The sequence below is a fragment of the Bradyrhizobium sp. USDA3010 genome, assembly GCF_056429065.1.
This window is the reverse complement of sequence record NZ_JBWJZD010000001.1, coordinates 369,339-395,435: the sequence shown is the minus strand read 5'-3', so window position 1 is coordinate 395,435 and position 26,097 is coordinate 369,339. Positions and strand designations below refer to the sequence as shown.

Here is a 26,097-nt window from a genome sequence, read left to right as displayed (position 1 = left end):
GCAGTCGGGGGGAGCATATCCAGACTTTGGCGTGCGTTCGGGACGTCGGCTATGCGGTTGACGAAGTAAGAGAAGCCAATGGTGCGTCGAATGTGTACACGAAACCGGTCGGCTCATAGCTTAGCCGCACGTCGCCGCGCATCTGCCTGCCGAGCGTTTCGATCAACCGTGTCCCGAAACTGTGCCGTTCCGGAGGGTGGACTGCCGGACCGTTCTTCTCGGTCCATGTCAGATGCAAGCGCTGTGTTGGTTGATCCAGCGTCCAACTGATGTCGATCAGCCCCTGTGGGGCGGACAGGGCGCCGAACTTCGTGGCGTTCGTGCAGAGCTCGTTGAGTGTCATTGCGATGGCAATGACGGCGCCCGACGTCATGCGAATACCGGGTCCTGAAATCGAGAAATTCGGTTCATCCGGATTGTTGAAGGCTTCGGTGGCGCCGCGGACGACCGTGCCGAGATCCGCGCTGCTCCATCTTGCCTGCAGCAGGAGATCGTGCGCCCGCCCGAGCGCCAGCAACCGGCCCTCGATGGCGTGCTGCGCATGTTCGACCCCTTCCAGGTTGCGCAGGCTCTGGGAGACAATGGCACCGACGGTTGCGATCGTGTTCTTGATGCGGTGGTGCAGCTCCTCGAGGATCACCTTCTGCAGCTTGTCGGCCGCTTCGCGCTCCTTGGCGTCAAGGCCGGCCGCGGTCAGCAGACTCTGGGCATCGACCGCGGCCTGCGCGAGGAGAAGCCGAAGGCTGATATTCTCTTCCGCCACAACGTCCTGCAGCGGTGCCAAGCTGCTTGCAGCACGCGGGTCGGGGCGGAGGTCGGCTGGAGACATCACCGACCGTATCATCATAAGCTGGCCCTTCGGCGAATGTTTTCTGCGCAATCGGGCGAATCCGGACGTATCCGGCGCGAAAAACGCGAGCGATTGCCCCGATACGTGCCGAGTGGGCTTGTCATTCGATAGCGGAGTAGCCACCTGATCAGCAGCGCAACTGTATTGTTACAGCATCCCCCTTGCGGAAGCGCGAAGCCTTAGCTGCCAAATCTTGTACAGATCGACCAAACGTCACGTCGCTTCAATGCGCGCGTCACGGATCACGACAGGCTGTGGCAACAACCTGACAGGCCTTAACCATGATCGAATTTCCAAATCATAGTCGTTCATACGACCGAACGCGGCGCGCCGTGCGGTTTTGGGGATATGACAGTGCTATTGAGGCATCGTTCTTCGTCACCGAAGGCGCATTGAAGCGACTTCAATCGGATGCCTACCTCGACGAGCCGGGCCTTCTGCACGCCTTCGATGCCAACCGCGATCGGATATGTGCCGCTGCGGCCAGGGTCTATGTCCGCGGAAGCAGGGGGTCCTACGATCTGGTCGCCGCGAATTTCTGAAACCGGCGGCTTCGATGGTCACGCGAGACAATTTGGCAGATTGAGCGCGTCAGTCGCACACCACCCTTGCAAGCGATCAAAAGGAGGATGTCATGGATACGAGCTTCCTACTGACTTTCCTGGCGTGCGGAGCAATCTTCGGGCTTTCGTTCGTTGCGATCGGGGCTTTCTGGCTCCTGGAGCGCATGCGAGGCGCCGGTGCCCCTCACTTGTGAAGGTGGGGCAGCCGGTCGGTGGACCCAGGTCCACGCCGTTCGAGATGCCGCGTCTCCAAAAGAAAGGCCGCGGATTGCTCCGCGGCCGTTCTGACGCCGATGCGTTTCCTCAGTAGCGGTCGGTCCCGATTCCGACGCTCACGCCCGGAGCGCGGAACCCGATGCCGCCACGCTCCTCATAGCCACGGCGCTCGATGTAGCGCTCGCGAGGTGCGTATCCGTATGAATCGTCGGGCTCACGGACGATGACGCGGCGTTCGCCTCGTGCGCGCCAGCAACGGCCGGCTTCATCGCAAACCATGCGAACGTTCTGGATGTTGCTCTCCGGCCCGACCGACGCGCCGAGTGAAAGCGGTGCGGCGAAAGCCGTGCTTGTGGCAGTCATGACAAGGGCACTTGCGCCGGCTGCCAAATAGATCGCGAGATTCTTCATATGATTTCTCCAAAAAGTGCTTGTGTCAGGGAGCCAAGAGTCTCGCGAGCCATTGGTTCCTGGCGCCGGCCGGTCGATTGCATTGATCGCGTGGCGGCCGTGCCGCCCCAATGCGCAATGGCACGTTGAAATGATGAGGAACTGAGGCCGGCAGTGGGCGTCCGTCCCTCGGGCAAATCAGAAAACCCGAAATTATTTCCATTATTCAGAAATTTGACGGCCCGCATCCCCGGTGACTGCTTGGAGCGCGGCGAGACTGACAGCGCGGCTAATTCAGCACCCGCTTCCCGTCCGGGCTCGGGCTATCCAGCGAGAACGTCGGCACGTCGATGTCGAAGCGTTCGCCGGCCTCGGTGACCATCTGGTAGCTGCCGGTCATGAAGCCGGAGGCGGTCGGCAGCGGCACGCCTGAGGTGTATTCGAAACGCTCGCCGGGCGCGAGCACCGGCTGCTCGCCGACCACGCCCTCGCCACGCACCTCCTGTCGGCGGCCGGTGGCGTCGGTGATGATCCAGTGCCGCGTCCGCAGCTGCACCGTTTCCGGGCCTGAATTGACGATCACGATCTTGTAGGACCAGAAAAATTCGCGCCGGTCGATCGACGAGCGCTCCGGCATGAAGTTCGGCTCGACGGTGACTTCGATCTGGCGGGTAACGGCGCGGTACATACGGCTCAATCCGATGATCTCGGCGCAAAATCCGCTTTCGGCCGGACCATGCGCAAACAGGCACCCATCATAGCCAATTGGTCAGCCGGAACCAATCGCCGGGCAGGCCGTGAAAAGCCGGTCCCGGGACCGGCTGTTCATCGTGGTTTCAACATAGTTCCGCTCTAAAGCGCGGCCGCATGTCGCCGCACTCTGTGCTTTGTCGGCAAGTTGTGGACCGATATTATCTTTTCAGCACGATCTGCGGGCGCCCGCAGCCGACACGGTGTTTGATGAGCTCGATTGCCGATCCCATAGCCGGTTCGCCGGTGGCCGACGCCAAAACCGGGGCAAAGGCCGATGCCGAGGTCAAGGCGAAAGCCGTGGCGGCGGCGCCCGCGATCTCGCTGCCGGCGACCGGCGAGCGCGAACTTAGGCTCGACCTGTTCCGTGGGCTCGCGCTGTGGCTGATCTTCATCGACCATCTGCCGACCAATCTTTTGACCTGGCTGACGATCCGCAATTACGGCTTCTCCGACGCCACCGAAATCTTCATCTTCATCTCCGGCTACACCGCGGCCTTCGTCTACGGCCGCGCGATGCTGGAGGGCGGCTTCGTGATCGCGACCGCGCGCATCCTGCGCCGGGTCTGGCAGATCTATGTCGCGCATGTCTTCCTGTTCACGATCTTCCTCGCCGAGATCTCCTATGTCGCGACCTCGTTCGAGAACCCGCTCTACACCGAAGAGATGGGGATCATGGACTTCCTCAAGCAGCCCGACGTCACCATCGTACAGGCGCTGCTGCTGCGCTTCCGCCCCGTCAACATGGACGTGCTGCCGCTCTATATCGTGCTGATGCTGTTCCTGCCGCTGATCCTGTGGCTGATGAAATGGAAGCCCGATGTCACGCTCGGCCTGTCGGTCCTGCTCTACGCGCTGACCTGGCAGTTCGATCTCTACCTGTCGGCCTATCCGAACGGCTTCTGGGCGTTCAATCCGTTCGCCTGGCAATTGCTGTTCGTGTTCGGCGCCTGGTGCGCGCTCGGCGGCGCGCGGCGGATGTCGCGCATCCTGTCGTCGAACATCACGATGTGGATCTGCATCGTCTACCTGGTCGCGGCGTTCTTCGTGACGCTGACCTGGTACGTGCCGCAGCTCGGCCACATCATGCCGAAGGTGATCGAGCAATGGATGTATCCGATCAACAAGACCGACCTGGACGTGTTGCGGTTCGCGCATTTCCTGGCGCTCGCCGCGCTCACCGTGCGCTTCCTGCCGAGGGACTGGCCGGGCTTGAAATCGCCCTGGCTGCGACCATTGATCCTGTGTGGCCAGCATTCGCTTGAGATATTCTGCCTCGGGGTCTTCCTCGCCTTTGCCGGTCACTTCGTGCTTGCCGAAGTATCTGGCGGTGCCGCACTGCACGCCTTGATCAGCGTTTGCGGCATCCTCATCATGTGCGGCATGGCGTGGATTATTTCGTGGTACAAGCACTCCGCCGACAAAGGCGCCGCGAAAAAAGGCGCCGGCGGCAACGCCGATCTGGCGGGAGGGGGAGCATGAAGTCCGCGTGGACGATGCTGAGCCTGACGCTGCTGGCCGCCTGTTTGGCGGCTGCGCCCGCGCGCGCCGGCGATACCGTCGAGCCGGCACCGCCCTGCGACGTGCCGGCCTATCTCCTGGCGAGCGAGAGCTCGCTGCCGAAGGTCACCGATGCGGTGAAGGCCAACAAGCCGCTCAGCGTGCTGGTGGTGGGCAGCCGCTCCTCGACCATCCCCGGCAACGAGGCGAGCGCCTATCCGGCCGCGCTGCAGGCGGCGCTGAAGGAGGCGTTTCCGGCCGCCACCATCGATCTATCCGTAGAATTACAGGGAAAGAGCACTGCCGAGGAGACCGCGGGAACCCTTGTTAAGCTTGTTGAAGCAAAAAAGCCTACTTTGGTTATCTGGCAGACCGGAACAGTCGATGCTATGCGAGCAGTCGATCCTGACGATTTCCGCACCGCCATCAACGATGGCGTTGTTGCGTTGCGGGGCGCCGGGACCGACGTGGTGCTGGTCAATCTGCAATACAGCCCGCGTACGGAAACGATGATCTCTGCGCCGCCATATCTCGACAATATGAAGGTGGTTGCGCAGCAGCACGACGTTCCGCTGTTCGACCGGTTCGCGATTATGAAGCAGTGGAGCGACGCCGGATATTTTGACCTGTTCAGCACCTCGCACGGTGTCGATCTGGCCAAGAAGGTTCATGCCTGTCTCGGCCGCGCACTGGCGAAATTCGTGATCGATGCGGCCCATCTGGGCCCGGTGCAGCAGAATTAGAGGAAGCCGAGTTGATGCGTTTTGCCTTCCCTTTTCGCCTCAAAGCAGGGCGGAGCCTGCGCGCCGTTGCGGCGCTCGTGTTGCTCGCGCCGCTCTCGGCCGTGCCATTGTGCGCGCAGACCGGCCAGGCCGACCAGCATGCGGCGCTGTCATCGGGAGCAAAGACTGAAGCAACCAGGGCGGATGCTGCGAAACCCGCCGCGGTCGAAACCGATGCGGCCAATCCGCAGCCGCAACCGGGCGCCGCCGCGAAGGCGCTCGACAAGGTGAAGCAGGTCGCGAAATCCGCCAGCGACATCTTCCACCGCGTGCCCTGCCATCAGCCCACCGGCGTGCCGAACAGCACCGGCTCGCTGCCGCATGTCGCAGCCAAGCTCGCCGCCGGCAAGCCGGTCGTCATCATCGCGTTCGGCTCGTCCTCGACCCAGGGCTACGGTTCGTCGTCGCCGGAATTCACCTATCCGAGCCGGCTCGCCGCGCAGCTGCGCCGGCAGTATCCGTCGGCCGACATCAGCGTGCTCAATCGCGGCAAGGGCGGCGAGGATGCACCCGAGATGATGAGGCGGCTGCAGACCGAAGTGATCGACGTGCATCCCGACATGGTGATCTGGCAGGTCGGCACCAACGCGGTGCTGCGCAATCTCGATCCGTCGGAGACCGCCAAGCAGGTCGAGGACGGCGTCGCGCGCATCCAGGCCGACGGCGCCGATGTCGTGCTGGTCGATCCGCAATATTCGCCGCGCGTCACCGAGCGTCCCGAAAGCGCGCGCGGCATGGTGAAGCTGCTCGGCCGCATCGCCGCGCTGCGCCATGTCGGCATCTTCCCGCGCTTCGAGGTGATGCGCGACTGGCACGAGAGGCAGGCAATCCCGATCGACGATTTCGTCACCGCCGACGGCCTGCACATGAACGACTGGGGCTATGCCTGCTTCGCCCAGCTGCTCGGCGACGACATCATCCGCTCGGTCGGCGCGATCAAGATCGGCGTCAACGTCCCCGGCGACGTCAGGACCTACCGGCCGATGTGATCGGCGCCGCTGCTTCTCTCCCAGCATCGAGTCTGTCACCGTCACCCTGAGGAGGCCGCGTAGCGGCCGTCTCGAAGGGTCGACGGCCCGACTGTGGCCGTGCATCCTTCGAGACGCGCTTCGCGCTCCTCAGGATGTCGGGATTGATACCGTGGCGGGGCTTGCCTCGACCATCCCGCCACACGCACCACCAATCTTGACCTCGCCGCGGTAATCCGCTCCCTTGGCGCCTGTTACGAAGCCTTAAGGGAAACGCTCATGTCTTTCGTGCTGGCCATCGATCAGGGCACCACATCGTCGCGCGCCATGGTGTTTCGCAGCGACATCTCCATCGCCGCGGTCGCGCAGCAGGAGTTTCCGCAGCATTTCCCGGCCTCCGGCTGGGTCGAGCACGAGCCGGAGGACATCTGGACCTCGACCGTGATGGTGTGTCGCGAGGCGCTGGAGAAGGCCGGGCTGAAGGCGCGGGACATCGCCGCGATCGGCATCACCAACCAGCGCGAGACCACCGTGGTGTGGGACCGCGCCACCGGCCAGGCCGTGCACCGCGCCATCGTCTGGCAGGACCGCCGCACCGCCGACATCTGCGCCAGACTCAAGGCCGAGGGCCATGAGCCGGCGATCTCGGCCAAGACCGGTCTCATTATCGACCCCTATTTCTCCGGCACGAAGGTCGCCTGGATCCTCGATCATGTGCCGGGCGCGCGCGAACGCGCCGAGCGCGGCGAGCTCCTGTTCGGTACGGTCGACTGCTATCTGCTGTGGCGGCTCACCGGCGGCCGGGTGCATGCGACCGACGCCACCAACGCCTCGCGCACGCTGCTGTTCAACATCCACACCGGTGCGTGGGACGACGACCTCGTCAATCTCTTGCGCGTGCCGCGCTCGATGCTCCCTGAGGTGAAGGATTCCTCTGCCCGGTTCGGCGAGAGCACGGCGGATCTGTTCGGTGGCCCGATCGCGATCTCCGGCATCGCCGGCGACCAGCAGGCCGCGACCATCGGCCAGGCCTGCTTCGAGCCCGGCATGATGAAGTCGACCTACGGCACCGGCTGCTTCGCGCTGCTCAACACCGGCACCACGCCGGTCGCCTCGAAGAACAAGCTGCTGACCACGATCGCCTACCAGCTCAATGGCCAGCGCACCTACGCGCTCGAGGGCTCGATCTTCGTCGCCGGCAGCGCGGTGCAATGGCTGCGCGACGGGCTCGGCATCATCAAGCACGCCGCCGAGACCGGGCCGCTTGCCGATAAATCCGACAGCATGCAGAGCGTGTATCTGGTGCCGGCCTTCGTCGGCATGGGCGCGCCCTACTGGAATCCGCGGGTGCGCGGCGCGCTGTTCGGGCTGACCCGCAACACCGGCCCGGCCGAGCTCGCGCATGCGACCCTGGAGAGCGTCTGCTACCAGACTTTCGACCTGTGGGCCGCGATGCGCACCGACTGGCCGGAGGCCAACGCTGCCAACACCGTGCTGCGCGTCGACGGCGGCATGACCGCATCCGACTGGACCATGCAGCGGCTCGCCGATCTGCTCAACGCGCCGGTCGATCGCCCGATGATCCAGGAGACCACGGCGTTAGGGGCGGCCTATCTCGCCGGCCTCGAGGCCGGGGTCTATCCGGAGCCCGCGAAGTTCGCCGACAATTGGCGGCTCGAACACCGCTTCAGGCCGGCGATGAGCGAGGCGACCCGCGAGCGCAAGCTCGCCGGCTGGGCCCGCGCGGTGAAGGGCGTGCTGGCGAGCGACGAGGGGGAGTAAGCGAGTGAGGATTGAATCGCTCAAGCGGCAGACTTGCTGCACCTCTCCCGCTTGCGGGGGAGGTCGGATCGCATCGAAAGATGCGATCCGGGTGGGGGCTCTCTCCGCATCATGACTAGTCCCATCGCGGCGACACCCCCACCCCGGCCCTCCCCCGCGAGCGGGAGAGGGGGCGCACTTCCTTCGCGGTGACCGGCAACGCGTCAACCAATAACAACCATCGGAGAAAAAAATGAACACGGATCTCAACCGCGTCGCGAAACTACTCACCGCCGCGCTCTGCACCACGATGCTCGCCGTGCCCGCCGCGGCGCGCGAGAAGCCGAGCCCGCTCGTGGCGGCGCGCGAAGTCAAGACCGACGTTGCCGGGCTGCAGGCGCCGGGCCAGATCCTGGTCGACGTCTGGGGCATCCCGCACATCTATGCCGGCAACGAGCACGACCTGTTCTTCCTGCAGGGCTTCAACGCCGCGCGCGACCGGCTCTGGCAGATCGATCTCTGGCGCAAGCGCGGGCTCGGCCTGCTGGCGAAGGATTTCGGCCCGGCCTATGCCGAGCAGGACAAGGCGCTGCGTCAGTTCCTCTATCGCGGCGACATGAACGCGGAATGGGCCGCCTATGGCCCGAAGGCGAAAACCTATGCGGAGGCCTTCGTCGCCGGCGTCAACGCCTATGTCGCCGACGTCAAGGCAGGCAAGCGACCGCTGCCGATCGAGTTCAGGATCGCGGGCACGATGCCCGATCTGTGGTCGGCGGAGGATGTCGTGCGCATCCGCAGCCATGGTCTCACGCGCAACGTCGCCTCCGAGGTGAAGCGTTCGCTGGTGGCCTGCGCCGCCGGCCTCGATGCCGATCGCTTCCGCGTCAAGCTGGAGCCGGCCTGGACCACGAAGATTCCCGATGGGCTCGACCCCTGCAGCGTGCCGAAGGGCGTGCTCGCGCCCTATGACCTCGCCACGCGCCCGGTCAAGTTCGCGGCTCAGAAGGACCAGAAGGCTGCGCTGGCGCATGATCCCGACAAATTCTTGGCCGAGGCCGATCAGCAGCGCGACACCATCGGCTCCAACAACTGGGTGATCGCCGCATCGCGCACCGCGACGGGGCGCCCGATCCTCGCCAACGATCCGCACCGCGAGCACTCGGTGCCGTCGCTGCGCTACATCGTCGGCCTCAACGCGCCCGGCATCTCCGTGATCGGCGCCGGCGAGCCGGCGTTGCCGGGCATCTCGATCGGCCACAACGACACCATCGCGTTCGGCCTCACCATCTTCAACGTCGACCAGGAAGACCTCTACGTCTACGAGCTCAACCCGGACAATCCGAACCAGTACCGCTACGGCACCGGCTGGGAGGACATGCGCATCGTGCATGAGAAGGAGGCGGTGAAGGGCGAGGCCGACCGCGACCTCGAGCTGAAGTTCACCCGCCATGGACCCGTGATCTTTGTCGACGCCGACAAGAAGCATGCCTTCGCCGTCCGCTCGATCTGGTTCGAGCCGGGCACCTCGGCCTATTTCGGCTCGTCCGACTACATGACCGCGAAGACGTGGGGCGGCTTCCTCGGCGCGATGCGGCGCTGGGGCGCGCCGTCGGAGAACCAGGTCTATGCCGACACGTCAGGCAATATCGGCTGGGTCGCTGCCGGCAAGACGCCGCGCCGCACCAGCTTCGATGGCCTGATGCCGGTGCCCGGCGACGGACGCTACGAGTGGCAGGGCTTTCTGTCGCTCGACGAGTTGCCGAAGCAGTACCAGCCGAAGCAGGGCTTCATCGCCACCGCCAACCAGATGAACCTGCCGGCCGACTATCCGGTGGGTGAGCGCCGGGTCGGCTTCGAATGGTCCGACAGCGCGCGCTGGCAGCGCATCGTCGAGGTGCTGCAGGCCAACAGCAAGGTGACGCTGGCGGACGCGATGGCGTTGCAGAACGACGACACCGGCATGCTGGCGCGGCGTCTCGTCGCGCTGCTGAAGCCGCTGTCATCCGACGATGCCAATGTGAAGAAGGGCCTCGATCTGTTGAAGGCGTGGGACGCGCGCGACGCAGCGGATAGCGCGGCGGCCGCGGTCTACGAGGTCTGGATCGCGAACCATCTCGGCCCGGTACTGCTCAAGACCACGGCGCCGAAGGCGGCCGAGCTGATCGCGCCGGAAGCCTCCAGCATCTCCGCGATCGTCGATTATCTCGAAAAGCCCGACTCCGCGCTCGGCAGCGATCCCGCCGGCGGACGTGACCGCGTGCTGCGCGACAGTCTCGGCGCGGCCGTCGCCGACGTCGCCGACAAGCTCGGCGGCAATGCATCGACCTGGCGCTGGGGCCGTCTGCATGTCGCCAAGTTCGATCACGCGCTGATGCCGCTCGCCGACAAGGCGACCGCGGCGCAGATGTCGGTCGGTCCGCTCGCCTATGGCGGCGCCGCCAACGTGCCGCGCGCCGCCACCTATCGCCGCTCCGACTATCATCTCACCGCCGGCGCCTCGTTCCGCATGGTGCTCGATGTCGGCAATTGGGATGCGAGCCGCACCATCAACACGCCCGGCCAATCCGGCGATCCCTTCAGCGGCCACTACCGCGACCTCGCGCCGCTCTGGGCGACGGGCCAATATGTCCCGCTGCTCTACAGCCGCGGCGCGGTAGAAGCCGCAACCGCCGAGGCGATCACGCTGACGCCAAGGTGAGGGGGAGGCGATGGTGGCCCAAACCTCCGCTGTCGTCCCGGGCAAGCGAAGCGCGACCCGGGACCCATAACCACTGGGTCGCGTTGTCGCGCGATGCTGTGGCCACAGCTCCCTTCAGCAACTCAACCCTGTGGTTATGGGTCCCTGCTCCGGTGCGCAATCGCGCACCAGGCAGGGACGACAGCGAATATGTGGTAGCCGCCGCGCGCTCACCCCGTCTGCTTCTCCTGCACCTCAAGCATCGCGCGCAGCGTGTCGTCGCGGAGCTTGCCGTCCGGCGACGGCGTGCGCCACTCGACGGTCTCGACCGGACGCGTGTGTTGCGGAAGCGCCGCAGTGCTGCGCACCGCTGCACCATCCTCGATGTCGGCGGCCTCGTCAGCCGCACCAGCACCATAGGCGTAACCGATACCGCGCCGCCGCCGCACGGGCTTCGGCTTCGGTGGCGCTGGCGTAGTGATGATCGGCGGCAGCGTGTGATGGCGCGACACGGTCGTTGCTCCGGTGGCCGCTCCACATCGAGCGCTTGGTTCGGCAAAACACCCACTGACAAATCGGTAACATTGTTACGCAGCGTTGCATTGCATCTGGCGCGACATGCAGATATGTCGCGCCGATCGTATCGAAACAAAGGTCGCGCGATGCTGCTGCCCGACGGCTACTCCGACATCCCGCACGGCAAGGTCGCCGCCGTCGTCACGCATCTGGAAATGACCGAGCGTCCGCAGCTGCGCGACGATCCGCCCGGCGCATGGCGTCTGCGCAAGGTCGAGCCGCCGGCGCTCGACTGGTACCGCGATCTCTACCGCCGCGTCGGCGAGGAATGGCTGTGGTTCACCCGCACGGGGCTCGATGACGCCGATCTCGCGGGTCGGATTCACGCGCCCGGCGTTGAGCTCTACGGGCTGGTCGTTGACGGCCATGATGAAGGCCTGCTCGAACTCGATTTCAGCGAGTCCGGCGAATGCCAGTTGCTCTATTTCGGCGTCACCGCAAAATTCATCGGCACCGGCGCCGCGCGCTTCCTGATGAACCGCGCGCTCGAGATCGCCTGGTCACGCGACGTCGGCCGCGTCTGGGTGCACACCTGCACCTTCGACCATCCCTCGGCGATCGCGTTCTACCAGCGCTCCGGCTTCCGTGCGTTCAAGCGGCAGATCGAGGTGGCCGACGATCCCAGGCTCGACGGCAGATTGCCGCGCGATGCGGCAAGGCATCTGCCGGTGATCGGATAGCCAGACCGATCATGATCCGGTTGCAACGCGGCGAGAGCCATCTAGGATGGTACAAAGCGCAACGTTTGACCCGGCGTAGCCACCCCTCGAAAGCTCTGCTTTCGAGGTATGACTTGCCGCGGCATATCCGACGAGATGACAGATGTTCCTGATCGGCCAGTACGACTCGCCCTTTGTCCGCCGCACCGCGATCGCGCTGCGGCTCTATGGACTGCCGTTCGAGCATAAGCCGTGGTCGACCTTCGGCGATGCGGAGAAGGTTGCGGCCTACAATCCGGTGCGGCGAGTGCCGACGTTGGTGCTCGATGATGGCGAGGCGCTGATCGAGAGCGGTGCGATCCTGGATTATCTCGACGAGCTGGTCGGGCCGGAGAAGGCGATGATCGCGCGCTCCGGGCCCGAGCGGCGCAAGCATCTGCGCATCACGGCGCTGGCGACCGGGCTTGCCGACAAGGCGGTGAGCCTGGTCTACGAGCGCGTGCTGCGCAAGGAGCAGCTCAAGCTCTGGGTCGAGCGCTGCGAGGCGCAGATTTCCGGCGTGCTCGCGGTGCTGGAGCAGGAGCGTGCGGCGGTCGATACGCCGTACTGGCTGGGAAATCGCATCGGTCACGCCGACATCGCGGTGGCCTGCGCGCTGCGCTTCACCGGCGAGGCGCATCTGCATCTGTTCGATGCGCGCTATCCGGCGCTGAAGGCCCACGCTGCGCGCTGCGAAGCGCTGCCGCCGTTCCAGGAGATCGTGCAGCCGCTGGCGCCGCCGAGCGGTTAGGGGTGAATAGTGGATCACCCGCGTGCGCGAGTGATAACACCGGGCTTGCTCAGGATCGTGCAACGCACTCAACGTCGTCCTGGCGAAAGCCAGGACCCATTACCCCAAATCTCAATTGTTGCGCGACGCTGGGGCCGCTATCCCGTTCATCATCGAACGCGGTGGTTATGGGTCCTGGCCTTCGCCAGGACGACGGTTGTGAGTGCGGCGCTGGCGGTGGGTCGCGGGCAACGCCTCTCACCGCTCCGCGCTCCCCCCGGCGGGCGCGCTTCGGGCTACCCATTGCCGGTCCGATCTTCTATGGTGAACCACATCGGGTCGCATGCGGCGAACTCGATAAATCCATGATATCAAAGGCTTAAGGCTCGGATCGAAGCCTTTGGAGGGCGGTTTGACGCGGTATATTTCGACCCGGGGTGAGGCCCCGGCGCTTGGCTTCTGCGATGTGATGCTGACCGGGCTTGCCCGTGACGGCGGGCTTTACGTGCCCGAGACCTGGCCGCAATTGTCGCCCGAGACCATCGCCGCCTTCTTCGGCCGTCCCTATTGGGAGGTCGCGGTCGAGATCATCCGGCCGTTTGCCGCCGGCGAGATTTCCGACGCCGAACTCGGCCGCATGGCCAACGAGGCCTATGCCACCTTCCGCCATCCCGCCGTGGTGCCGCTCGACCAGATCGGCCCGAACCAGTTCCTGCTCGAGCTGTTCCACGGGCCGACGCTGGCGTTCAAGGACGTCGCGATGCAGCTGATCTCGCGGCTGATGGATCACGTGCTGGCCAAGCGCGCGCAGCGCACCACCATCGTGGTCGCGACCTCGGGCGATACCGGCGGCGCCGCGGTCGAAGCGTTTGCCAATCTCGACAATGTCGACCTCGTGGTGCTGTTTCCGAACGGGCGCATCTCCGAGGTACAGCGCCGCATGATGACGACGACGGGCGCCGCCAATGTCCATGCGCTGGCGATCGAGGGCACGTTCGACGATTGCCAGGCGCTGGTGAAGGAGATGTTCAACAACCATCGCTTCCGCGACCGGGTGGCGCTGTCGGGCGTCAACTCGATCAACTGGGCGCGCATCGTGGCGCAGGTGGTCTATTACTTCACCTCGGCGGTCGCGCTTGGCGCGCCGCAGCGGACGGTGGATTTCACGGTGCCGACCGGCAATTTCGGCGACATCTTCGCCGGTTATGTCGCCAAGCGGATGGGGCTGCCGATCCGCTGGTTGCGGATTGCCGCCAACGTCAACGACATCCTGCCGCGCACGCTGAAGACCGGCAATTACGAGGTGCGCGAGGTGCACGCGACGGCGTCGCCGTCGATGGATATCCAGGTGTCCTCGAATTTCGAGCGGCTATTGTTCGAGGCGAGCGGCCGCGACGCCGATCAGGTTCGCCGCCTGATGGCCTCGCTGAAGCAGTCCGGCCGCTTCGTGCTGCCGGATGCGACGCTGGCCGCGGTGCGCCGCGATTTCGACGCCGGCCGCGCCGACGAAACCGAGACCGCGGCCGCGATCCGCGCCGCCTGGCGCGAGGCGGGCGATCTCGTCGATCCCCACACCGCGGTGGCGCTTGCGGTCGCCGACCGCGACACCTCGGACTCCAAGATCCCGAACATCGTGCTGTCGACCGCGCATGCGGCCAAATTCCCCGATGCGGTCGAGGCGGCCTGCGGGGTGCGTCCGCAGCTGCCGGCCTGGCTCGGAAGCCTGATGACCAAGTCCGAACATATGACTGTGATGAAAAACGATTCCGCCGAGGTCGAGCGCTTCGTGCTGTCGGTCAGCCGTGCCGCCAAGCAGGGAGTTGCCTGATGAGCGTTGAAATCACCAAGCTGCCGAGCGGCCTGACCGTCGTCACCGACACCATGCCGCATCTGGAGACCGCGGCGCTCGGGGTCTGGGCCGGGGTCGGCGGACGCGACGAGAAGCCGAACGAGCACGGCATCTCGCATCTCCTGGAACACATGGCGTTCAAGGGCACCGCGCGGCGCTCCTCGCGCGAGATCGTCGAGGAGATCGAGGCGGTCGGCGGCGACCTCAATGCCGGGACCTCGACCGAGACCACCGCCTATTATGCGCGGGTGATGAAGGCCGACGTGCCGCTGGCGCTCGACGTGCTCTCCGACATCCTCGCCAATCCGTCCTTCGTGCCGGACGAGCTGGAGCGCGAGAAGAGCGTCATCGTGCAGGAGATCGGCGCGGCGCAGGATACGCCCGACGACGTCGTGTTCGAGCATCTCAACGAGCTCTGCTATCCGGACCAGCCGATGGGCCGCTCGCTGCTCGGCACCGCCAAGACGCTGAAGGCCTTCAACCGCGACACGCTGCGCGGCTATCTGTCGACGCATTACCGTGCCCCGGACATGGTGGTCGCCGCCGCCGGCGCCGTCGATCACAAGCGCGTCGTCGAGGACGTCGCCGAGAAATTCGCGAGCTTCGACGCCACGCCGGCGCCGAAGCCGCAGCCTGCGATGTTCGGCAAGGGCGGCTCGCGGGTGGTGCATCGCGATCTCGAGCAGGCGCATCTGACGCTGGCGCTCGAAGGCGTGCCGCAGACCGATCTGTCGCTGTTCTCGCTGCAGGTCTTCACCAACACGCTCGGCGGCGGGATGTCGTCGCGGCTGTTCCAGGAGGTGCGCGAGAAGCGCGGGCTGTGCTACTCGATCTACACCTTCCACGCCCCCTACACCGACACCGGCTTCTTCGGGCTCTACACCGGGACCGATCCCGCCGACGCGCCGGAAATGATGGAAGTCATCGTCGACGTCATCAATGACGCGGTGGAGACCCTGACCGAGGCCGAGGTCGCCCGCGCCAAGGCGCAGATGAAGGCCGGCCTGCTGATGGCGCTGGAAAGCTGCTCATCCCGGGCCGAGCAGCTGGCACGCCATGTGCTAGCCTATGGCCGGCCGCAGACGGTGGAAGAGCTGGTGGCGCGGATCGACGCGGTCTCGGTCGAATCGAGCCGCAACGCCGCCCGCGCGCTGCTGTCGCGCAGCCGGCCCGCCGTCGTTGCACTCGGCAGCGGCAGGGGTCTGGACACGGCGGTGTCTTTTGCGGAAGGATTGACGAAGTCGAAGGCAAAGACGCTGCTGCACTAATTTTGAAGTTCACCTCGCCCCGCTCTTGCGGGGAGAGCGTAGGCCGCCTACCGGCGGCCGTTGACGGACATACGCCGAGGCGGAGCCTCGGCTATCGCCGAAGGCTTCGGGTGAGGGGTAGAGCCGCAAGATCGGATTTGCGGTAAGACCCCCTCACCCCGACCCTGTCCCCGCAAGGGCGGGGCGAGGGAGAAGTCGGGGGAGTGTTGGGCCATGGCCCTGTTTCGTTTGCCGTCCGGTGGACCGGCTGCACTGATGCCGCGGGGGCACGGGCTTTTGCTGCGTGCGCCGCAGATGTCGGATTTCCCGCAATGGGCGCAATTGCGCGAGTCCAGCCGCGCCTATCTCACGCCATGGGAGCCGATCTGGCCCTCCGACGACCTGACCCGCGCCGGCTTCCGCCGCCGGTTGCGCCGCTACAGCGAGGATATCGCCGCCGACCGCTCCTATCCGTTCATCATCTTCCGCGAATCGGACGGGGTGATGATCGGCGGTATCACGCTCGCCAACGTCCGCCGCGGCATCGTGCAGGCCGGCACGATCGGCTATTGGGTCGGCCTGCCGCACGCCCATCGCGGCTACATGACGACGGCGCTGCGGGTGCTGCTGCCCTCGCTGTTCGGCGAGCTCAACCTGCATCGCATCGAGGCGGCCTGCATTCCCTCCAATGCGTCGTCGATCCGCGTGCTGGAGAAGTGCGGCTTCACCCGCGAGGGCCTGGCGCGGCGCTATCTCTGCATCAACGGGATCTGGCAGGATCACCTGCTGTTCGGCCTGCTGCACGAGGATTTCCGCGGCTGAATCTTAAGCCTGTTGGCTGATGGCAGGCCCTATCCGAGCGATTTCAGGATGCTTTCAACATGCCTTTGCAACATGCCTTGGGTTCGCCGCCATTGGCTTGCTATAACGCCCGCGAAACGGGGAACTCTGGTTTGGAGGCTTTGGGGATTTCGCATGGGTGACAGGGTGATCAGGTTCGCGCTCGCGGCGGCGGTATCGATCGGTCTCGGTGCCACCCTGCTGCCGGAGGCCAGCTCGGCGCAGTCGCTGACCGACCGCTTCAAGAGCCTGTTCGGCGGCGGTTCGTCGGATTCGAAGCCGGCGACGCCGGCGGCGCCGCAGCCGCTCAACGACGCCGACGCCGAGCTGACCTGCCCGCCAGTGCAGATCCGCTCCGGGGCCTCGACCTATTCGGTGGCCGTGGACGGCAAGGAGGCGGTCGGCAACGACGTCAAGTTCCTGGCCTCGATCACGCGCACGGCGCGGCAATGCAATCTGAACAGCGGCCAGATCACGGCCAAGATCGGTATCCAGGGGCGGGTCATCGTCGGCCCCTCGGGCGCGCCGCCGACCATCCAGGTGCCGCTGCGCGTCGCCGTGGTGAAGGGCGGCGTCGGCGAGAAGACGATTGCGACCAAGGCCTACACCACCACGGTGCAGATGGACGACACCGGCAGCGTCCCGTTCAGCCTGGTCGCCGAGGATGTCGTCTATCCGGCGCCGTCGCCCGCGGACAATGACGATTACATCTTCTATATCGGCTTCGATCCGCAGGCGCTGAAGCCGGAGCCCAAGCCCCGCGCGCCGCACAAGAAGAAGTAGCGGCCGCCGTGACGAGGCCGGTGGAGTAAGAAGCAGCAGGAAAAAAGAAAAAGGCCGGCGCGATCAGCTCGCGCCGGCCTTCTTCTTGAAGGCGTTGTGATCGCGTCAGTTCAGCTTTGAGCGGACTTCGGCGATGCCCTTGCCGACGAGGTCGTCGGCAACCGAGCCCTTGACCGACTGCGACAGGATGGTCGAGGCGGCGGTCACGGCGGCGTTGGCCGCGGCGGCGCGCACATCGGCCACGGCCCGCGCCTCGGCCTGGGCGATCTTGCCCTCTGCGGTCTTGGTCCGCCGGGCGACAAAATCTTCCATCTTGGCCTTGGCTTCAGCCGCGATCCGTTCGGCTTCGGCCTTGGCGTTGGAGATGATGTCGGCGGCTTCGCGCTCCGCGCTGGCGCGGCGCGCCTTGTACTCGCCGAGCAGCTTGTTGGCCTCGTCCTTCAGACGGCGGGCGTCATCCAGCTCGGCCTTGATGCGCTCGGCGCGATGATCGAGCGCCGTCAGCAGGGTGCGATGGACGCCGAGGTAGCCGAACACGACCAGCAGAATGACGAAGGCGATCGCAACCCAGGTTTCCGGTTCGTAAAACATCGTCTATCCCTTCAGCGACGCGTCGACGGCGCTGTTGACCGCATTCGCGTCCGGCGTGACGCCGGCGAGTTGCTGGACGATGGCGCCGGCCGCATCCGCCGCGATACCGCGGACGTTGCTCATGGCGTTGGTCCGGGTCGTTGCGATCTGCTTCTCGGCGTCGGCGAGCTTTGCCGCCAGCTTCTCTTCCAGCGCCTTGCGCTCGACTTCCGAGGCCGCGTTCAGCTTCTCGCGGGCCTCGTTGCCGATCGCCTGCGCGTTGGAGCGCGCATTCGCCAGCTCGGTTTCATAGGCCTTCAGCGCCGCGTCGGACTCGTCCTTCAGCTTCTGCGCCTCGGCCAGATCGCCCTCGATCTTGTTCTGGCGTGCATCGATCGTCCCGCCGACGCGCGGCAGGGCGATACGCGACACGATCAGATAGAGCGCGACAAATGCAATCGCCAGCGACACCAGCTGCGAGGCGTAATTGGAGGAATCGAACGGCGGAAAGGTTCCGCCGTGATGTCCGCCATCGGCCTCGGTGTGGGCGCCGGCATTCTGGCCTTTTGCCTCGCCATGACTCTCAGCCACGGTGTTCTCCTGTTGCTGTCATGCGCGCCGCCCTTGAGATGACCTTTGGGCGGCGCGACGGGTTGCCGCTAAAGCGGAACCGGGGTGCCGCTCAGAGCGGAACGAACAGCAGAAGCAGCGCGATCAGCAGCGAGAAGATGCCGAGCGCTTCGGTCACGGCGAAGCCGAAGATCAGGTTGCCGAACTGGCCCTGAGCGGCCGAGGGGTTACGCACCGCAGCGGCGAGGTAGTTGCCGAAGATGATGCCCACGCCGACGCCCGCACCGCCCATGCCGATGCACGCGATGCCCGCGCCGATAAGTTTTGCTGCTGCCGGTTCCATTTGTAGCTCCTTGAGAAAGATAGACAGATTGGTGGGTGGAGATTCCCCGGACCGCTTAGTGTCCCGGATGAATGGCGTCGTTGAGGTAGATGCAGGTCAGGATCGCGAACACGTAGGCCTGCAGGAATGCGACCAGCAGTTCGAGCGCGTACAGCGCGACCGTGAGCGCCAGCGGCAGCACGCCGCCGAACCAGCCGAGCGCGCCGAGCGAGAAGCCGAGCATCGCGACGAAGCCCGCGAACACCTTCAGCGCGATGTGTCCGGCCAGCATGTTGGCGAACAGACGCACGCTGTGCGAGACCGGCCGCAGGAAGAACGACAGGACCTCGATGAACATGACCAGCGGCAGGATGTACAGCGGAACGCCGGAGGGGACGAAGATCTTGAAGAATTTCAGACCGTTCTTGTAGAGGCCGTAGAACAGGACGGTGAAGAACACCAGGAGTGCAAGGGCTGCGGTGACGATCAGATGGCTCGAAATCGTGAAGGTGTAGGGGATGATGCCCACGAGGTTCGAGACGCAGATGAACATGAAGAGCGAGAAGATCAGCGGGAAGAATTTCATGCCTTCCGCACCGGCGTTGCCGCGAACCGTGCTGGCGACGAACTCGTAGGAGATCTCGGCGACCGACTGCAGACGTCCCGGAACCAGGTCCCGGCTGCTCGCCAGCATCAGCAGCGCAATCAGCAGCACCGCGATGAACATGTAGAGCGACGAATTGGTGAAGGCGATCGTGTGATTGCCGATGTGGCCGAGCGTGAAGAGGGGCTCGATATTGAACTGGTGGATCGGGTCGATTTTCATCCGCGCGGCTCTTGGTCCACCGGCCATCGTGCCGGTAATCGAATTTCAAATGTCGTGACTTCCCGCCAGCGCTCAGCGCTTGCCCGAGGCCACGCCCGCGGACCTCACCACGTTGAACACGCCGGCGACGAAGCCGAGCAGCGTTAACACGATGAAGCCGAATGGCGACGTCGACAGCAAACGGTCGAATCCCCAGCCAATCGCCGCTCCGACGGCAACGCCCGCGATCAGCTCCGAGGAAAGACGAAAACCGAGCGCCATCGCCGAAGCTCTGGCGGCACTGTCCCCGCTTTCAGTACCGGATTGATCAGTCTTGCTCCTGCGGCTGTCGCGAATTTCTGACAACCGATGATCGAGACTTCCGAGCCTTGCGGAAAGCGCAGCTTCGTCAGGAGGCGATTGATCGCGACTTCCACCTGCGCCGTCGTTGGTGTTCTCAGCCATGCTGCGAACACTAACCGAAGCCGCGGATGATGGAAATTGCGCCCGTCCCCGTCAAAAGCCGCGCGGACCATACTTACCGCGTCTAATCAAGTCAAGATTGCGTCGTAACCAGTTATTGCTTTGATTTTGCTGGATTTATTTGGAGATATTCAAGGTCAGAGTGACGCAGTGTTCGCAGTGCAACAGCTTGTATGCTTTGAAGCGCTGTTGCCTGGTATGTCCGGCTCTGCTGGGATCGCCGAAAGTCCTTATCCTCTCCTGCAGTCAAGGTTCCGCATGTCACGCCAGATCGATTACTACTTCTCGCTGCAATCGCCCTGGGCCTATATCGGTCACAAGCCCTTCGTGCGGCTCGTAAGCACTTACGATCTCAAGGTAAATTACCGGCCCGTGCTGCTGGTCGATTTGTTCTCGGAGACCGGCGGGCTGCCGCTCGCCCAGCGCCATCCGGTGCGGCAGCGCTACCGGATGATCGAGCTGCAGCGCTGGCGCGACAAGCGCGGGCTGAATTTTCACCTGCAGCCGGCCAATTGGCCGTTCAATGGGCGGCTTGCCGATGGCGTCGTGATCGCGCTGCTCGAGGCCGGCCTCGACCCCGAGCCGTTCCTGCAACGCGCCTATCCCGCGGTGTGGGAGCTTGAGCTCAACCTTGCCGATGCCGCGACGCTGGTGAAGCTCGCCGACGATGCAGGCTTGCCCGGCCGGCAGCTGGTGGAGCGCTCGGGCTCCGATGCGATCAGCGCGGCCTATGAGCAGAATCGCCAGAATGCATTGGACGCCGGCGTGTTCGGCTCGCCCGGCTATGTGCTCGATGGCGAGGTGTTCTGGGGGCAGGACCGGATCGAATTGCTCGAGGACGCGTTGAAGTCAGGCCGCAAGCCCTATAGCTCTGTGGTTGAGGGGCAGGAAGCAGGTTGAGGCGGAGCAAGCCATGCCCATCGCGATGTCGTCTTCGAAATTGTCCATCGCAATCGTTGCCATCCTGATCTCAAGCGGCGCCGCGCTCGCGCAAACCGCACCCGACACAGAGAACGGCCGCTACGCGCTGTCGCCGGCCGGCGATGGCTTCCTGCGGCTCGACACCCGCACCGGCGCGGTGTCGACCTGCACCAATTCCAGCGCCGGCTGGGCCTGTTACATGGTGCCCGACGAGCGGGCGGCGCTGGATTCCGAGATCGGGCGCCTGCAGGCCGACAATGACAAGCTGAAAGGCGAGCTCGCCGCGCGCGCACCATCGGCCAAGACCGACGAGGCGTTGCCGAAATCGGATTCGTTGAAGAAGGCTGAGCCGAAGGTCGCCGAGGGCGAGCGCAAGATCGAGATTCCGCTGCCGAGCGACCGCGACATGGATCGCATGATGTCGTTCGTCGAGCGGGCCTGGCGGCGGCTGATCGAGATGGCCAACCGCGTGCAGCGCGATGTCAATGGCGGCAAGATTTGATGTTGCTTGCGCAATGTCGTCCCGGCGAACGCCGGGACCCATACGCCGCGGCCTTTCGATTTCGATGACTCGGAGTTGATGTCTCGCCTAACCAATGAACATCGGTGGTTCTGGGTCCCGGCCCCCGTGCGCAATTGCGCACTAGGCCGGGACGACGTGACGAGAAAGTACAGATGAACTCAACGAGAATGTCGCGCTCGGCGCCATCGTCTGTCGCAGCGACCAGCGTCGTCACGTCGCGCCTGACGGTCGAAACCGCGGGCGCCGGCTTCACCGACATCACGCGCGAGGTCGCAAAATTCCTGCGCGAGGTGCGCGCCGGCGAGGGTACGGTGACGCTGTTCACCCGTCACACCTCGGCCTCGCTGACGATCCAGGAGAATGCCGATCCGACGGTGCTGGTCGATCTGATGACGGCGCTCGATCGCGCCGCGCCCGAAGACGGCGGCTGGCGTCACGACGCTGAAGGCCCCGATGACATGCCCGCGCACATCAAGACCATGCTGACGGCAACCTCGCTGCAGGTCCCGGTGCTCGATGGCGAGATGGCGCTCGGCACCTGGCAGGGCATCTACCTGATCGAGCATCGTGCCCACCCGCACCGGCGCGAGATCGTGCTGCAATTCGTCGGTGCTGCCAGAGCCTGATCGCGAATTACACACGAAAAATGAAACCGGCCGCGGATCGCTCCGCGGCCGGTTCGTCGAAAGGTCTGGGTCAGCCGGTCAGGTCTTGCTGATGTCGACGTCCTTGGTTTCCGGCAGGAAGATCGCACCGACCACCGCGGTGATCGCTGCGAAAATGATCGGATACCAGAGGCCGGCGTAGATATCGCCGGTCGAAGCCACGATCGCGAACGCGGTCGCCGGTAACAACCCGCCGAACCAGCCGTTACCGATGTGATAGGGCAGCGACATCGAGGTGTAGCGGATCTTGGTCGGGAACAGCTCGACCAGCATCGCGGCGATCGGGCCGTAGACCATGGTGACGAAGATCACCAGGATGAACAGCAAGCCGATCACGGCCGCGATCTGCGGACGGAAGATGTCGAACGGGTGCGCCATCTTGACGATCCCGGGGTCGCCGGCCTTGGGATAGCCGGCTGCCGCGATGGCGGTGGTGATCGCCGCGTTGCCGTCCTTGGCGTTGGGGTAGGAGACGTCCTTGCCGTTGACCACGACCTTCACGCCGGAGCCCGCCGCGCCATTGGTCGTCGAGTATTTGACCGACGATTGGGCGAGGAAGGCGCGGGCCGTGTCGCAGGGCGCGGTGAACACGCGGGTGCCGACCGGGTTGAACAGGTCGCCGCAGCCGGCGGGATCGGCAACCACCTCGACCTTGGTCGATTCGATCGCCTTCTCCAGCGCGGGGTTGGCGTTGGAGGAGATCATCTTGAAGATCGGAATGAAGGTCAGCGCCGCGATCGCGCAGCCCGCCAGGATAATCGGCTTGCGTCCGATCCGGTCGGAGAGCGCACCGAATACGATGAAGAAGCCGGTGCCGAACAGCAATGACCAGGCGATCAGGAGGTTCGCGGTGTAGCCGTCGACCTTGAGGATCGATTGCAGGAAGAACAGCGCATAGAACTGGCCGGTGTACCACACCACGCCCTGACCCATGGTGCCACCGAGCAGCGCCAGGATCACGATCTTGGCGTTGCCCCAGTTGGCGAAGGCCTCGGTCAGCGGCGCCTTCGAGCTCTTGCCCTCGTCCTTCATGCGCTGGAACACCGGCGATTCGTTCAGCCGCAGCCGGATCCAGACGGAGATGCCGAGCAGCAGCACCGACACCAGGAACGGAATCCGCCAGCCCCAGTCCGCGAAGTCCTTTTCGCCGGTGAGGCTGCGCGTGAACAGGATCACCAGCAGGGACAGGAACAGTCCGAGCGTTGCGGTGGTCTGGATGAAGGAGGTGTAATAGCCGCGCTTGCCGTTTGGCGCGTGCTCGGCGACGTAGGTCGCCGCCCCGCCATACTCGCCGCCGAGCGCGAGGCCCTGCAGGAGGCGCAATGAGATCAGGATGATCGGCGCCGCGATGCCGATGCTCTTGGCGCTGGGCAGCAGGCCGACGATGAAGGTCGACAGGCCCATGATCAGGATGGTGACGAGGAAGGTGTATTTGCGGCCGACGATGTCGCCGACCCGGCCGAATACGATGGCGCCGAACGGACGCACCAGGAAGCCCGCGGCAAAGGCCAGCAGCGCGAAGATGTCGCGCGTCGCCGGTGGATAGTCGGAGAAGAACTGCGCGCCGATGATGCTGGCCAGTGACCCGTAGAGATAGAAGTCGTACCACTCGAACACGGTGCCGAGTGACGACGCCAGGATGACGAAACGCTCATCCTTCGTCATGCCGGCGGGCCGCGCCGAAGTTGCAGTCATAGTGGACATCTGGATTGCTCCCCCCGAATTATTGCTGCCATGCTCGCCCCCGGCTGGCGGGTTGGACCCGAATGGGCCTTAGGCTTAAATCGAGGGTAACATCGCAGTGAAATCCGCCCCAATAAGACTTTTGGCTTTTGCACGCTTGAACTTATCTTTGAAGGCGTAAGTCGGATGGAACGTCCCCGCGCGTCTGTTGCGGCGCACAAGCTCGGCGGGTTAACTGCGTTGGCATCTGGTATTATCAAGGGCTTGCGTGATACTGCCGCGCGGGCGACAACCGAACGGCGCGGGTTTGCCAAAGCCCGCTTGTGGGACTGAGATGACTGCTGCTGCCACGACTCACCTTGTCATCGCCGACGACCATCCGCTGTTCCGCGATGCGTTGCGCCAGGCGGTGTCGAGCGTCGTGAGTTCGGCCACGATCAGCGAGGCCGGATCGTTCGAGGACCTGACCGCACTATTGGAACGGGACTCCGAGGTCGACCTGATCCTGCTTGACTTGAGCATGCCGGGGATCAGCGGCTTTTCCGGCCTGATCTATCTGCGGGCGCAGTATCCGGCGATTCCGGTGGTCATCGTCTCCGCCAGCGACGATGCCGGAACCATCCGTCGCTCGCTCGATTTCGGCGCCTCCGGTTTCATCCCCAAGCGCTTCGGCGTCGAGACGCTGCGTGACGCCATCATGAAGGTGATGGAGGGCGACGTCTGGGTTCCGCCGGACACCGATCTGTCGGCGGCCGGCGATCCCGACATGACGCGGCTGCGCGACCGTCTGGTGACGCTGACCCCGCAGCAGGTGCGGGTGCTGATGATGCTGTCCGAGGGGCTGCTCAACAAGCAGATCGCCTACGAGCTCGGCGTCTCCGAGGCGACCATCAAGGCCCATGTCTCGGCCATTTTGCAGAAGCTCGGCGTCGAAAGCCGCACCCAGGCCGTGATCGCCGCCGCGAAGATCGCCGGTGGCCAGTGGCGCCAGGGCACGCCGTCGACGTAGTCCCCGCAACTCCATTGCCGGTTCACGTCGCGGCATTGCGATCCGACGGGTGGAGCGGCTGCGTCCGATAGCGAGCGTCCGCCAATCCATCCAACTCCCCACTCAAAGTGCGCTTCGGTCGAAAACCGAGTATCCTGCCCGGTATCGGCCCGTGAGAGGCCGTGTGCTTTTGGGGAGAACGCCATGATGTCTGCAACTCGTGCCGCCGGATTGTCTCTGGCTGCGGCAATCCTTCTCGGTGCCGGCTTTTTCAACTGCGCTCAGGCCAAGCCCCTGATGATCGTCGGCCTGGACGAGAAGCTGTTGTGGGACGACGACGGCAAGCCGGTGCTGTCAGCGCCCGGCAAGGATCAAGTGCTGATCGTCGATCTCGCCGATCCCGAGAATCCGAAGATTGTGGCTGCACTCCCATTGAAGAACTCGGTGGTCGGCCCTCCGGTCAACGTCGCTATCGATCCGACCGGGACAGTGGCGCTGGTCGCCGATTCCGTCGACGTCGTGAAAGAGGCCGACGCCCTCAAGCAGGTGCCGGACAACAAAATCTATGTCATCGATCTCAAGGCGACCCCGCCGAAGCTGGCAGCGACCCTTACCGGGGGAAAGCAGCCGTCAGGGGTGAGTTTCAGTCCCGACGGCAAAATGGCGTTGGTCGCCAATCGCGGGGACAATTCGATCAGCGTACTTTCGGTCAACGGCACTGACGTCAAGATCACCGACACTGTATCGATGCCCGACAGTGTCGCGCATGTCGCGTTCGCGCCAGACGGCAAGCGCGCGCTGGCCGCGCGTTTTCCCGCGCACAAGATATCGGTGCTTGATATCGCCGGCGACAAGGTCACTTACCCCAAGATAGACTTGCCGACCGGCCAATGGCCTTACAACGTGGCCGTGACTCCGAACGGCCAGATCGCGTTGACCTCGGACAATGGCAATGCAGGCGCGTCGGACGGCAGCGTCGACACGACCAGCATCATCGATCTCGAAGCGAAGCCGCCGCGCATCATTGACCGCGTGGTGGTTGGCGACGGGCCGGAGGGGCTTGCCGTCAGTCCGAAGGGGGATCTCGCGGTCTCGGTCATCCTGCGCGGCTCGAACATGAAGAATGCGTTCTTCCACGACAAGAACGGCAGCGTCTCGGTGCTGAAGATCGACGGCAAGAAAGTGACCAAGACGGGAGATATCGAGGTCGGCGGATTGCCTGAGGCTGCGGTCTTCACGCCCGACGGAAAATACGTCCTGGTCGGGAACTACCTCAGCCAGGACTTCTCGATCCTCAAGGTCGACGGAACGAACGTCACCGACACAGGCAAGCGCTTTCAGGTGCCGGGGCATCCGGCGTCGGCCAGAATGGGACCGAATTAAACCG

Annotated in this window: 27 protein-coding genes; 17 read left to right on the top strand and 10 right to left on the bottom strand. The window is 64.6% G+C overall.

The annotated features are described in order from the left end of the window. Positions 1-49: 49 nt before the first annotated feature. A complete protein-coding gene (locus AC066Y_RS01680) occupies positions 50-829 on the bottom strand; it encodes a sensor histidine kinase (protein WP_478272366.1) in 780 nt (259 codons plus the stop codon). A gap of 302 nt (positions 830-1,131) precedes the next feature. On the opposite strand from AC066Y_RS01680, the gene AC066Y_RS01675 reads away from it, so the two are divergent. Beyond that, on the top strand, positions 1,132-1,392 hold the full coding sequence (locus AC066Y_RS01675; RefSeq protein ID WP_106324132.1) for a DUF1488 family protein: 261 nt from the start codon (positions 1,132-1,134) through the stop codon (positions 1,390-1,392). 324 nt (positions 1,393-1,716) lie between these two features. On the opposite strand, the gene AC066Y_RS01670 is transcribed toward AC066Y_RS01675, so the two are convergent. Both AC066Y_RS01670 and apaG read right to left on the bottom strand, forming a co-directional pair. After that, the gene (locus AC066Y_RS01670; protein WP_092123061.1) at positions 1,717-2,040 is read right to left on the bottom strand and encodes a hypothetical protein; all 324 of its coding nucleotides are present in this window, start codon (positions 2,038-2,040) and stop codon (positions 1,717-1,719) included. 268 nt (positions 2,041-2,308) lie between these two features. Then, a complete protein-coding gene (gene apaG / locus AC066Y_RS01665) occupies positions 2,309-2,707 on the bottom strand; it encodes a Co2+/Mg2+ efflux protein ApaG (protein ID WP_176533921.1) in 399 nt (132 codons plus the stop codon). Positions 2,708-2,979: 272 nt separating this feature from the next. On the opposite strand from apaG, the gene AC066Y_RS01660 reads away from it, so the two are divergent. The 5 genes from AC066Y_RS01660 (at position 2,980) to AC066Y_RS01640 (ending at position 10,478) form a co-directional block, all read left to right on the top strand. After that, complete coding sequence (locus tag AC066Y_RS01660; RefSeq protein WP_478272365.1) at positions 2,980-4,251, top strand: OpgC domain-containing protein; 1,272 nt, start codon at positions 2,980-2,982, stop codon at positions 4,249-4,251. Then, positions 4,248-5,012 carry an SGNH/GDSL hydrolase family protein gene (locus tag AC066Y_RS01655; RefSeq protein WP_478272571.1) on the top strand — a complete coding sequence of 255 codons (765 nt, stop codon included), beginning with the start codon at positions 4,248-4,250 and terminating at the stop codon, positions 5,010-5,012. Before AC066Y_RS01660 ends, AC066Y_RS01655 begins: the two co-directional genes overlap by 4 nt. A gap of 14 nt (positions 5,013-5,026) precedes the next feature. Next, positions 5,027-6,040 carry an SGNH/GDSL hydrolase family protein gene (locus tag AC066Y_RS01650; protein ID WP_478272364.1) on the top strand — a complete coding sequence of 338 codons (1,014 nt, stop codon included), beginning with the start codon at positions 5,027-5,029 and terminating at the stop codon, positions 6,038-6,040. A gap of 258 nt (positions 6,041-6,298) precedes the next feature. Then, positions 6,299-7,801 carry a glycerol kinase GlpK gene (gene glpK, locus AC066Y_RS01645; RefSeq protein ID WP_478272363.1) on the top strand — a complete coding sequence of 501 codons (1,503 nt, stop codon included), beginning with the start codon at positions 6,299-6,301 and terminating at the stop codon, positions 7,799-7,801. 232 nt (positions 7,802-8,033) lie between these two features. Continuing rightward, positions 8,034-10,478, top strand: coding sequence for a penicillin acylase family protein (locus AC066Y_RS01640; protein WP_478272362.1), 2,445 nt, complete (start codon positions 8,034-8,036; stop codon positions 10,476-10,478). Between the two features lie 209 nt (positions 10,479-10,687). On the opposite strand, the gene AC066Y_RS01635 is transcribed toward AC066Y_RS01640, so the two are convergent. Continuing rightward, on the bottom strand, positions 10,688-10,969 hold the full coding sequence (locus AC066Y_RS01635; RefSeq protein WP_478272361.1) for a hypothetical protein: 282 nt from the start codon (positions 10,967-10,969) through the stop codon (positions 10,688-10,690). A 150-nt stretch (positions 10,970-11,119) separates the two neighbouring features. Here AC066Y_RS01635 and AC066Y_RS01630 point away from each other — a divergent pair, with 150 nt between their 5' ends. The 6 genes from AC066Y_RS01630 (at position 11,120) to AC066Y_RS01605 (ending at position 17,180) form a co-directional block, all read left to right on the top strand. Next, on the top strand, positions 11,120-11,713 hold the full coding sequence (locus AC066Y_RS01630; RefSeq protein WP_478272360.1) for a GNAT family N-acetyltransferase: 594 nt from the start codon (positions 11,120-11,122) through the stop codon (positions 11,711-11,713). A 142-nt stretch (positions 11,714-11,855) separates the two neighbouring features. Beyond that, positions 11,856-12,482: a glutathione S-transferase family protein gene (locus AC066Y_RS01625; RefSeq protein WP_478272359.1), complete on the top strand. Its 627-nt coding sequence runs from the start codon at positions 11,856-11,858 to the stop codon at positions 12,480-12,482. Between the two features lie 391 nt (positions 12,483-12,873). After that, positions 12,874-14,289, top strand: coding sequence for a threonine synthase (thrC, locus tag AC066Y_RS01620; protein WP_478272358.1), 1,416 nt, complete (start codon positions 12,874-12,876; stop codon positions 14,287-14,289). Next, on the top strand, positions 14,289-15,578 hold the full coding sequence (locus tag AC066Y_RS01615) for a M16 family metallopeptidase (protein ID WP_478272357.1): 1,290 nt from the start codon (positions 14,289-14,291) through the stop codon (positions 15,576-15,578). Before thrC ends, AC066Y_RS01615 begins: the two co-directional genes overlap by 1 nt. Positions 15,579-15,791: 213 nt before the next feature. After that, positions 15,792-16,379, top strand: a complete 588-nt coding sequence (locus AC066Y_RS01610; RefSeq protein ID WP_092123083.1) for a GNAT family N-acetyltransferase — start codon at positions 15,792-15,794, stop codon at positions 16,377-16,379. A 153-nt stretch (positions 16,380-16,532) separates the two neighbouring features. Next, on the top strand, positions 16,533-17,180 hold the full coding sequence (locus AC066Y_RS01605; RefSeq protein WP_456760431.1) for a hypothetical protein: 648 nt from the start codon (positions 16,533-16,535) through the stop codon (positions 17,178-17,180). 105 nt (positions 17,181-17,285) lie between these two features. Here AC066Y_RS01605 and AC066Y_RS01600 read toward each other — a convergent pair whose 3' ends face one another. From AC066Y_RS01600 to AC066Y_RS01580, 5 genes are all read right to left on the bottom strand, one after another. Further along, on the bottom strand, positions 17,286-17,771 hold the full coding sequence (locus AC066Y_RS01600) for a F0F1 ATP synthase subunit B family protein (protein WP_478272356.1): 486 nt from the start codon (positions 17,769-17,771) through the stop codon (positions 17,286-17,288). Between the two features lie 3 nt (positions 17,772-17,774). Next, positions 17,775-18,341, bottom strand: coding sequence for a F0F1 ATP synthase subunit B (locus AC066Y_RS01595; RefSeq protein WP_478272355.1), 567 nt, complete (start codon positions 18,339-18,341; stop codon positions 17,775-17,777). 91 nt (positions 18,342-18,432) lie between these two features. Next, positions 18,433-18,663: a F0F1 ATP synthase subunit C gene (locus tag AC066Y_RS01590; RefSeq protein WP_016847054.1), complete on the bottom strand. Its 231-nt coding sequence runs from the start codon at positions 18,661-18,663 to the stop codon at positions 18,433-18,435. Positions 18,664-18,718: 55 nt separating this feature from the next. Beyond that, positions 18,719-19,468 carry a F0F1 ATP synthase subunit A gene (locus tag AC066Y_RS01585; RefSeq protein WP_342726139.1) on the bottom strand — a complete coding sequence of 250 codons (750 nt, stop codon included), beginning with the start codon at positions 19,466-19,468 and terminating at the stop codon, positions 18,719-18,721. Between the two features lie 72 nt (positions 19,469-19,540). Continuing rightward, positions 19,541-19,912, bottom strand: coding sequence for an AtpZ/AtpI family protein (locus tag AC066Y_RS01580; protein WP_092123093.1), 372 nt, complete (start codon positions 19,910-19,912; stop codon positions 19,541-19,543). Positions 19,913-20,188: 276 nt separating this feature from the next. On the opposite strand from AC066Y_RS01580, the gene AC066Y_RS01575 reads away from it, so the two are divergent. The 3 genes from AC066Y_RS01575 to AC066Y_RS01565 all read left to right on the top strand — a co-directional run bounded on the left by AC066Y_RS01575 (position 20,189) and on the right by AC066Y_RS01565 (position 22,000). Continuing rightward, positions 20,189-20,830 (top strand): DsbA family protein, encoded by a 642-nt coding sequence (locus AC066Y_RS01575; protein ID WP_478272354.1) that lies wholly within the window; start codon positions 20,189-20,191, stop codon positions 20,828-20,830. Between the two features lie 13 nt (positions 20,831-20,843). Next, entirely contained in the window at positions 20,844-21,353 is a 510-nt protein-coding gene (locus AC066Y_RS01570) for a hypothetical protein (protein ID WP_478272353.1), read from the top strand. Between the two features lie 173 nt (positions 21,354-21,526). After that, on the top strand, positions 21,527-22,000 hold the full coding sequence (locus AC066Y_RS01565; RefSeq protein WP_478272352.1) for a secondary thiamine-phosphate synthase enzyme YjbQ: 474 nt from the start codon (positions 21,527-21,529) through the stop codon (positions 21,998-22,000). A 78-nt stretch (positions 22,001-22,078) separates the two neighbouring features. Here AC066Y_RS01565 and AC066Y_RS01560 read toward each other — a convergent pair whose 3' ends face one another. Next, positions 22,079-23,704: an MFS transporter gene (locus tag AC066Y_RS01560; RefSeq protein WP_478272570.1), complete on the bottom strand. Its 1,626-nt coding sequence runs from the start codon at positions 23,702-23,704 to the stop codon at positions 22,079-22,081. Positions 23,705-24,056: 352 nt separating this feature from the next. Here AC066Y_RS01560 and AC066Y_RS01555 point away from each other — a divergent pair, with 352 nt between their 5' ends. Both AC066Y_RS01555 and AC066Y_RS01550 read left to right on the top strand, forming a co-directional pair. Next, positions 24,057-24,731 carry a response regulator gene (locus AC066Y_RS01555; RefSeq protein WP_478272351.1) on the top strand — a complete coding sequence of 225 codons (675 nt, stop codon included), beginning with the start codon at positions 24,057-24,059 and terminating at the stop codon, positions 24,729-24,731. Positions 24,732-24,914: 183 nt separating this feature from the next. Next, a complete protein-coding gene (locus AC066Y_RS01550) occupies positions 24,915-26,093 on the top strand; it encodes a beta-propeller fold lactonase family protein (protein WP_478272350.1) in 1,179 nt (392 codons plus the stop codon). The last annotated feature ends 4 nt before the right edge of the window (positions 26,094-26,097 follow it).

Excerpts from the sequence above, each read along its gene's own strand:
- AC066Y_RS01600 (WP_478272356.1), bottom strand. The coding sequence starts at position 17,771 with ATGTTTTACGAACCGGAAACCTGGGTTGCGATCGCCTTCGTCATTCTG.
- AC066Y_RS01580 (WP_092123093.1), bottom strand. The coding sequence starts at position 19,912 with ATGGCTGAGAACACCAACGACGGCGCAGGTGGAAGTCGCGATCAATCG.
- AC066Y_RS01670 (WP_092123061.1), bottom strand. The coding sequence starts at position 2,040 with ATGAAGAATCTCGCGATCTATTTGGCAGCCGGCGCAAGTGCCCTTGTC.
- AC066Y_RS01675 (WP_106324132.1), top strand. The coding sequence starts at position 1,132 with ATGATCGAATTTCCAAATCATAGTCGTTCATACGACCGAACGCGGCGC.
- AC066Y_RS01615 (WP_478272357.1), top strand. The coding sequence starts at position 14,289 with ATGAGCGTTGAAATCACCAAGCTGCCGAGCGGCCTGACCGTCGTCACC.
- AC066Y_RS01565 (WP_478272352.1), top strand. The coding sequence starts at position 21,527 with ATGAACTCAACGAGAATGTCGCGCTCGGCGCCATCGTCTGTCGCAGCG.
- apaG (WP_176533921.1), bottom strand. The coding sequence starts at position 2,707 with ATGTACCGCGCCGTTACCCGCCAGATCGAAGTCACCGTCGAGCCGAAC.
- AC066Y_RS01605 (WP_456760431.1), top strand. The coding sequence starts at position 16,533 with ATGGGTGACAGGGTGATCAGGTTCGCGCTCGCGGCGGCGGTATCGATC.
- AC066Y_RS01555 (WP_478272351.1), top strand. The coding sequence starts at position 24,057 with ATGACTGCTGCTGCCACGACTCACCTTGTCATCGCCGACGACCATCCG.
- AC066Y_RS01575 (WP_478272354.1), top strand. The coding sequence starts at position 20,189 with ATGTCACGCCAGATCGATTACTACTTCTCGCTGCAATCGCCCTGGGCC.
- AC066Y_RS01660 (WP_478272365.1), top strand. The coding sequence starts at position 2,980 with ATGAGCTCGATTGCCGATCCCATAGCCGGTTCGCCGGTGGCCGACGCC.
- AC066Y_RS01650 (WP_478272364.1), top strand. The coding sequence starts at position 5,027 with ATGCGTTTTGCCTTCCCTTTTCGCCTCAAAGCAGGGCGGAGCCTGCGC.
- AC066Y_RS01680 (WP_478272366.1), bottom strand. The coding sequence starts at position 829 with ATGTCTCCAGCCGACCTCCGCCCCGACCCGCGTGCTGCAAGCAGCTTG.
- AC066Y_RS01655 (WP_478272571.1), top strand. The coding sequence starts at position 4,248 with ATGAAGTCCGCGTGGACGATGCTGAGCCTGACGCTGCTGGCCGCCTGT.
- glpK (WP_478272363.1), top strand. The coding sequence starts at position 6,299 with ATGTCTTTCGTGCTGGCCATCGATCAGGGCACCACATCGTCGCGCGCC.
- AC066Y_RS01630 (WP_478272360.1), top strand. The coding sequence starts at position 11,120 with ATGCTGCTGCCCGACGGCTACTCCGACATCCCGCACGGCAAGGTCGCC.
- AC066Y_RS01590 (WP_016847054.1), bottom strand. The coding sequence starts at position 18,663 with ATGGAACCGGCAGCAGCAAAACTTATCGGCGCGGGCATCGCGTGCATC.
- AC066Y_RS01640 (WP_478272362.1), top strand. The coding sequence starts at position 8,034 with ATGAACACGGATCTCAACCGCGTCGCGAAACTACTCACCGCCGCGCTC.
- AC066Y_RS01560 (WP_478272570.1), bottom strand. The coding sequence starts at position 23,704 with ATGACGAAGGATGAGCGTTTCGTCATCCTGGCGTCGTCACTCGGCACC.
- AC066Y_RS01585 (WP_342726139.1), bottom strand. The coding sequence starts at position 19,468 with ATGAAAATCGACCCGATCCACCAGTTCAATATCGAGCCCCTCTTCACG.
- AC066Y_RS01625 (WP_478272359.1), top strand. The coding sequence starts at position 11,856 with ATGTTCCTGATCGGCCAGTACGACTCGCCCTTTGTCCGCCGCACCGCG.
- AC066Y_RS01570 (WP_478272353.1), top strand. The coding sequence starts at position 20,844 with ATGCCCATCGCGATGTCGTCTTCGAAATTGTCCATCGCAATCGTTGCC.
- AC066Y_RS01550 (WP_478272350.1), top strand. The coding sequence starts at position 24,915 with ATGATGTCTGCAACTCGTGCCGCCGGATTGTCTCTGGCTGCGGCAATC.
- AC066Y_RS01610 (WP_092123083.1), top strand. The coding sequence starts at position 15,792 with ATGGCCCTGTTTCGTTTGCCGTCCGGTGGACCGGCTGCACTGATGCCG.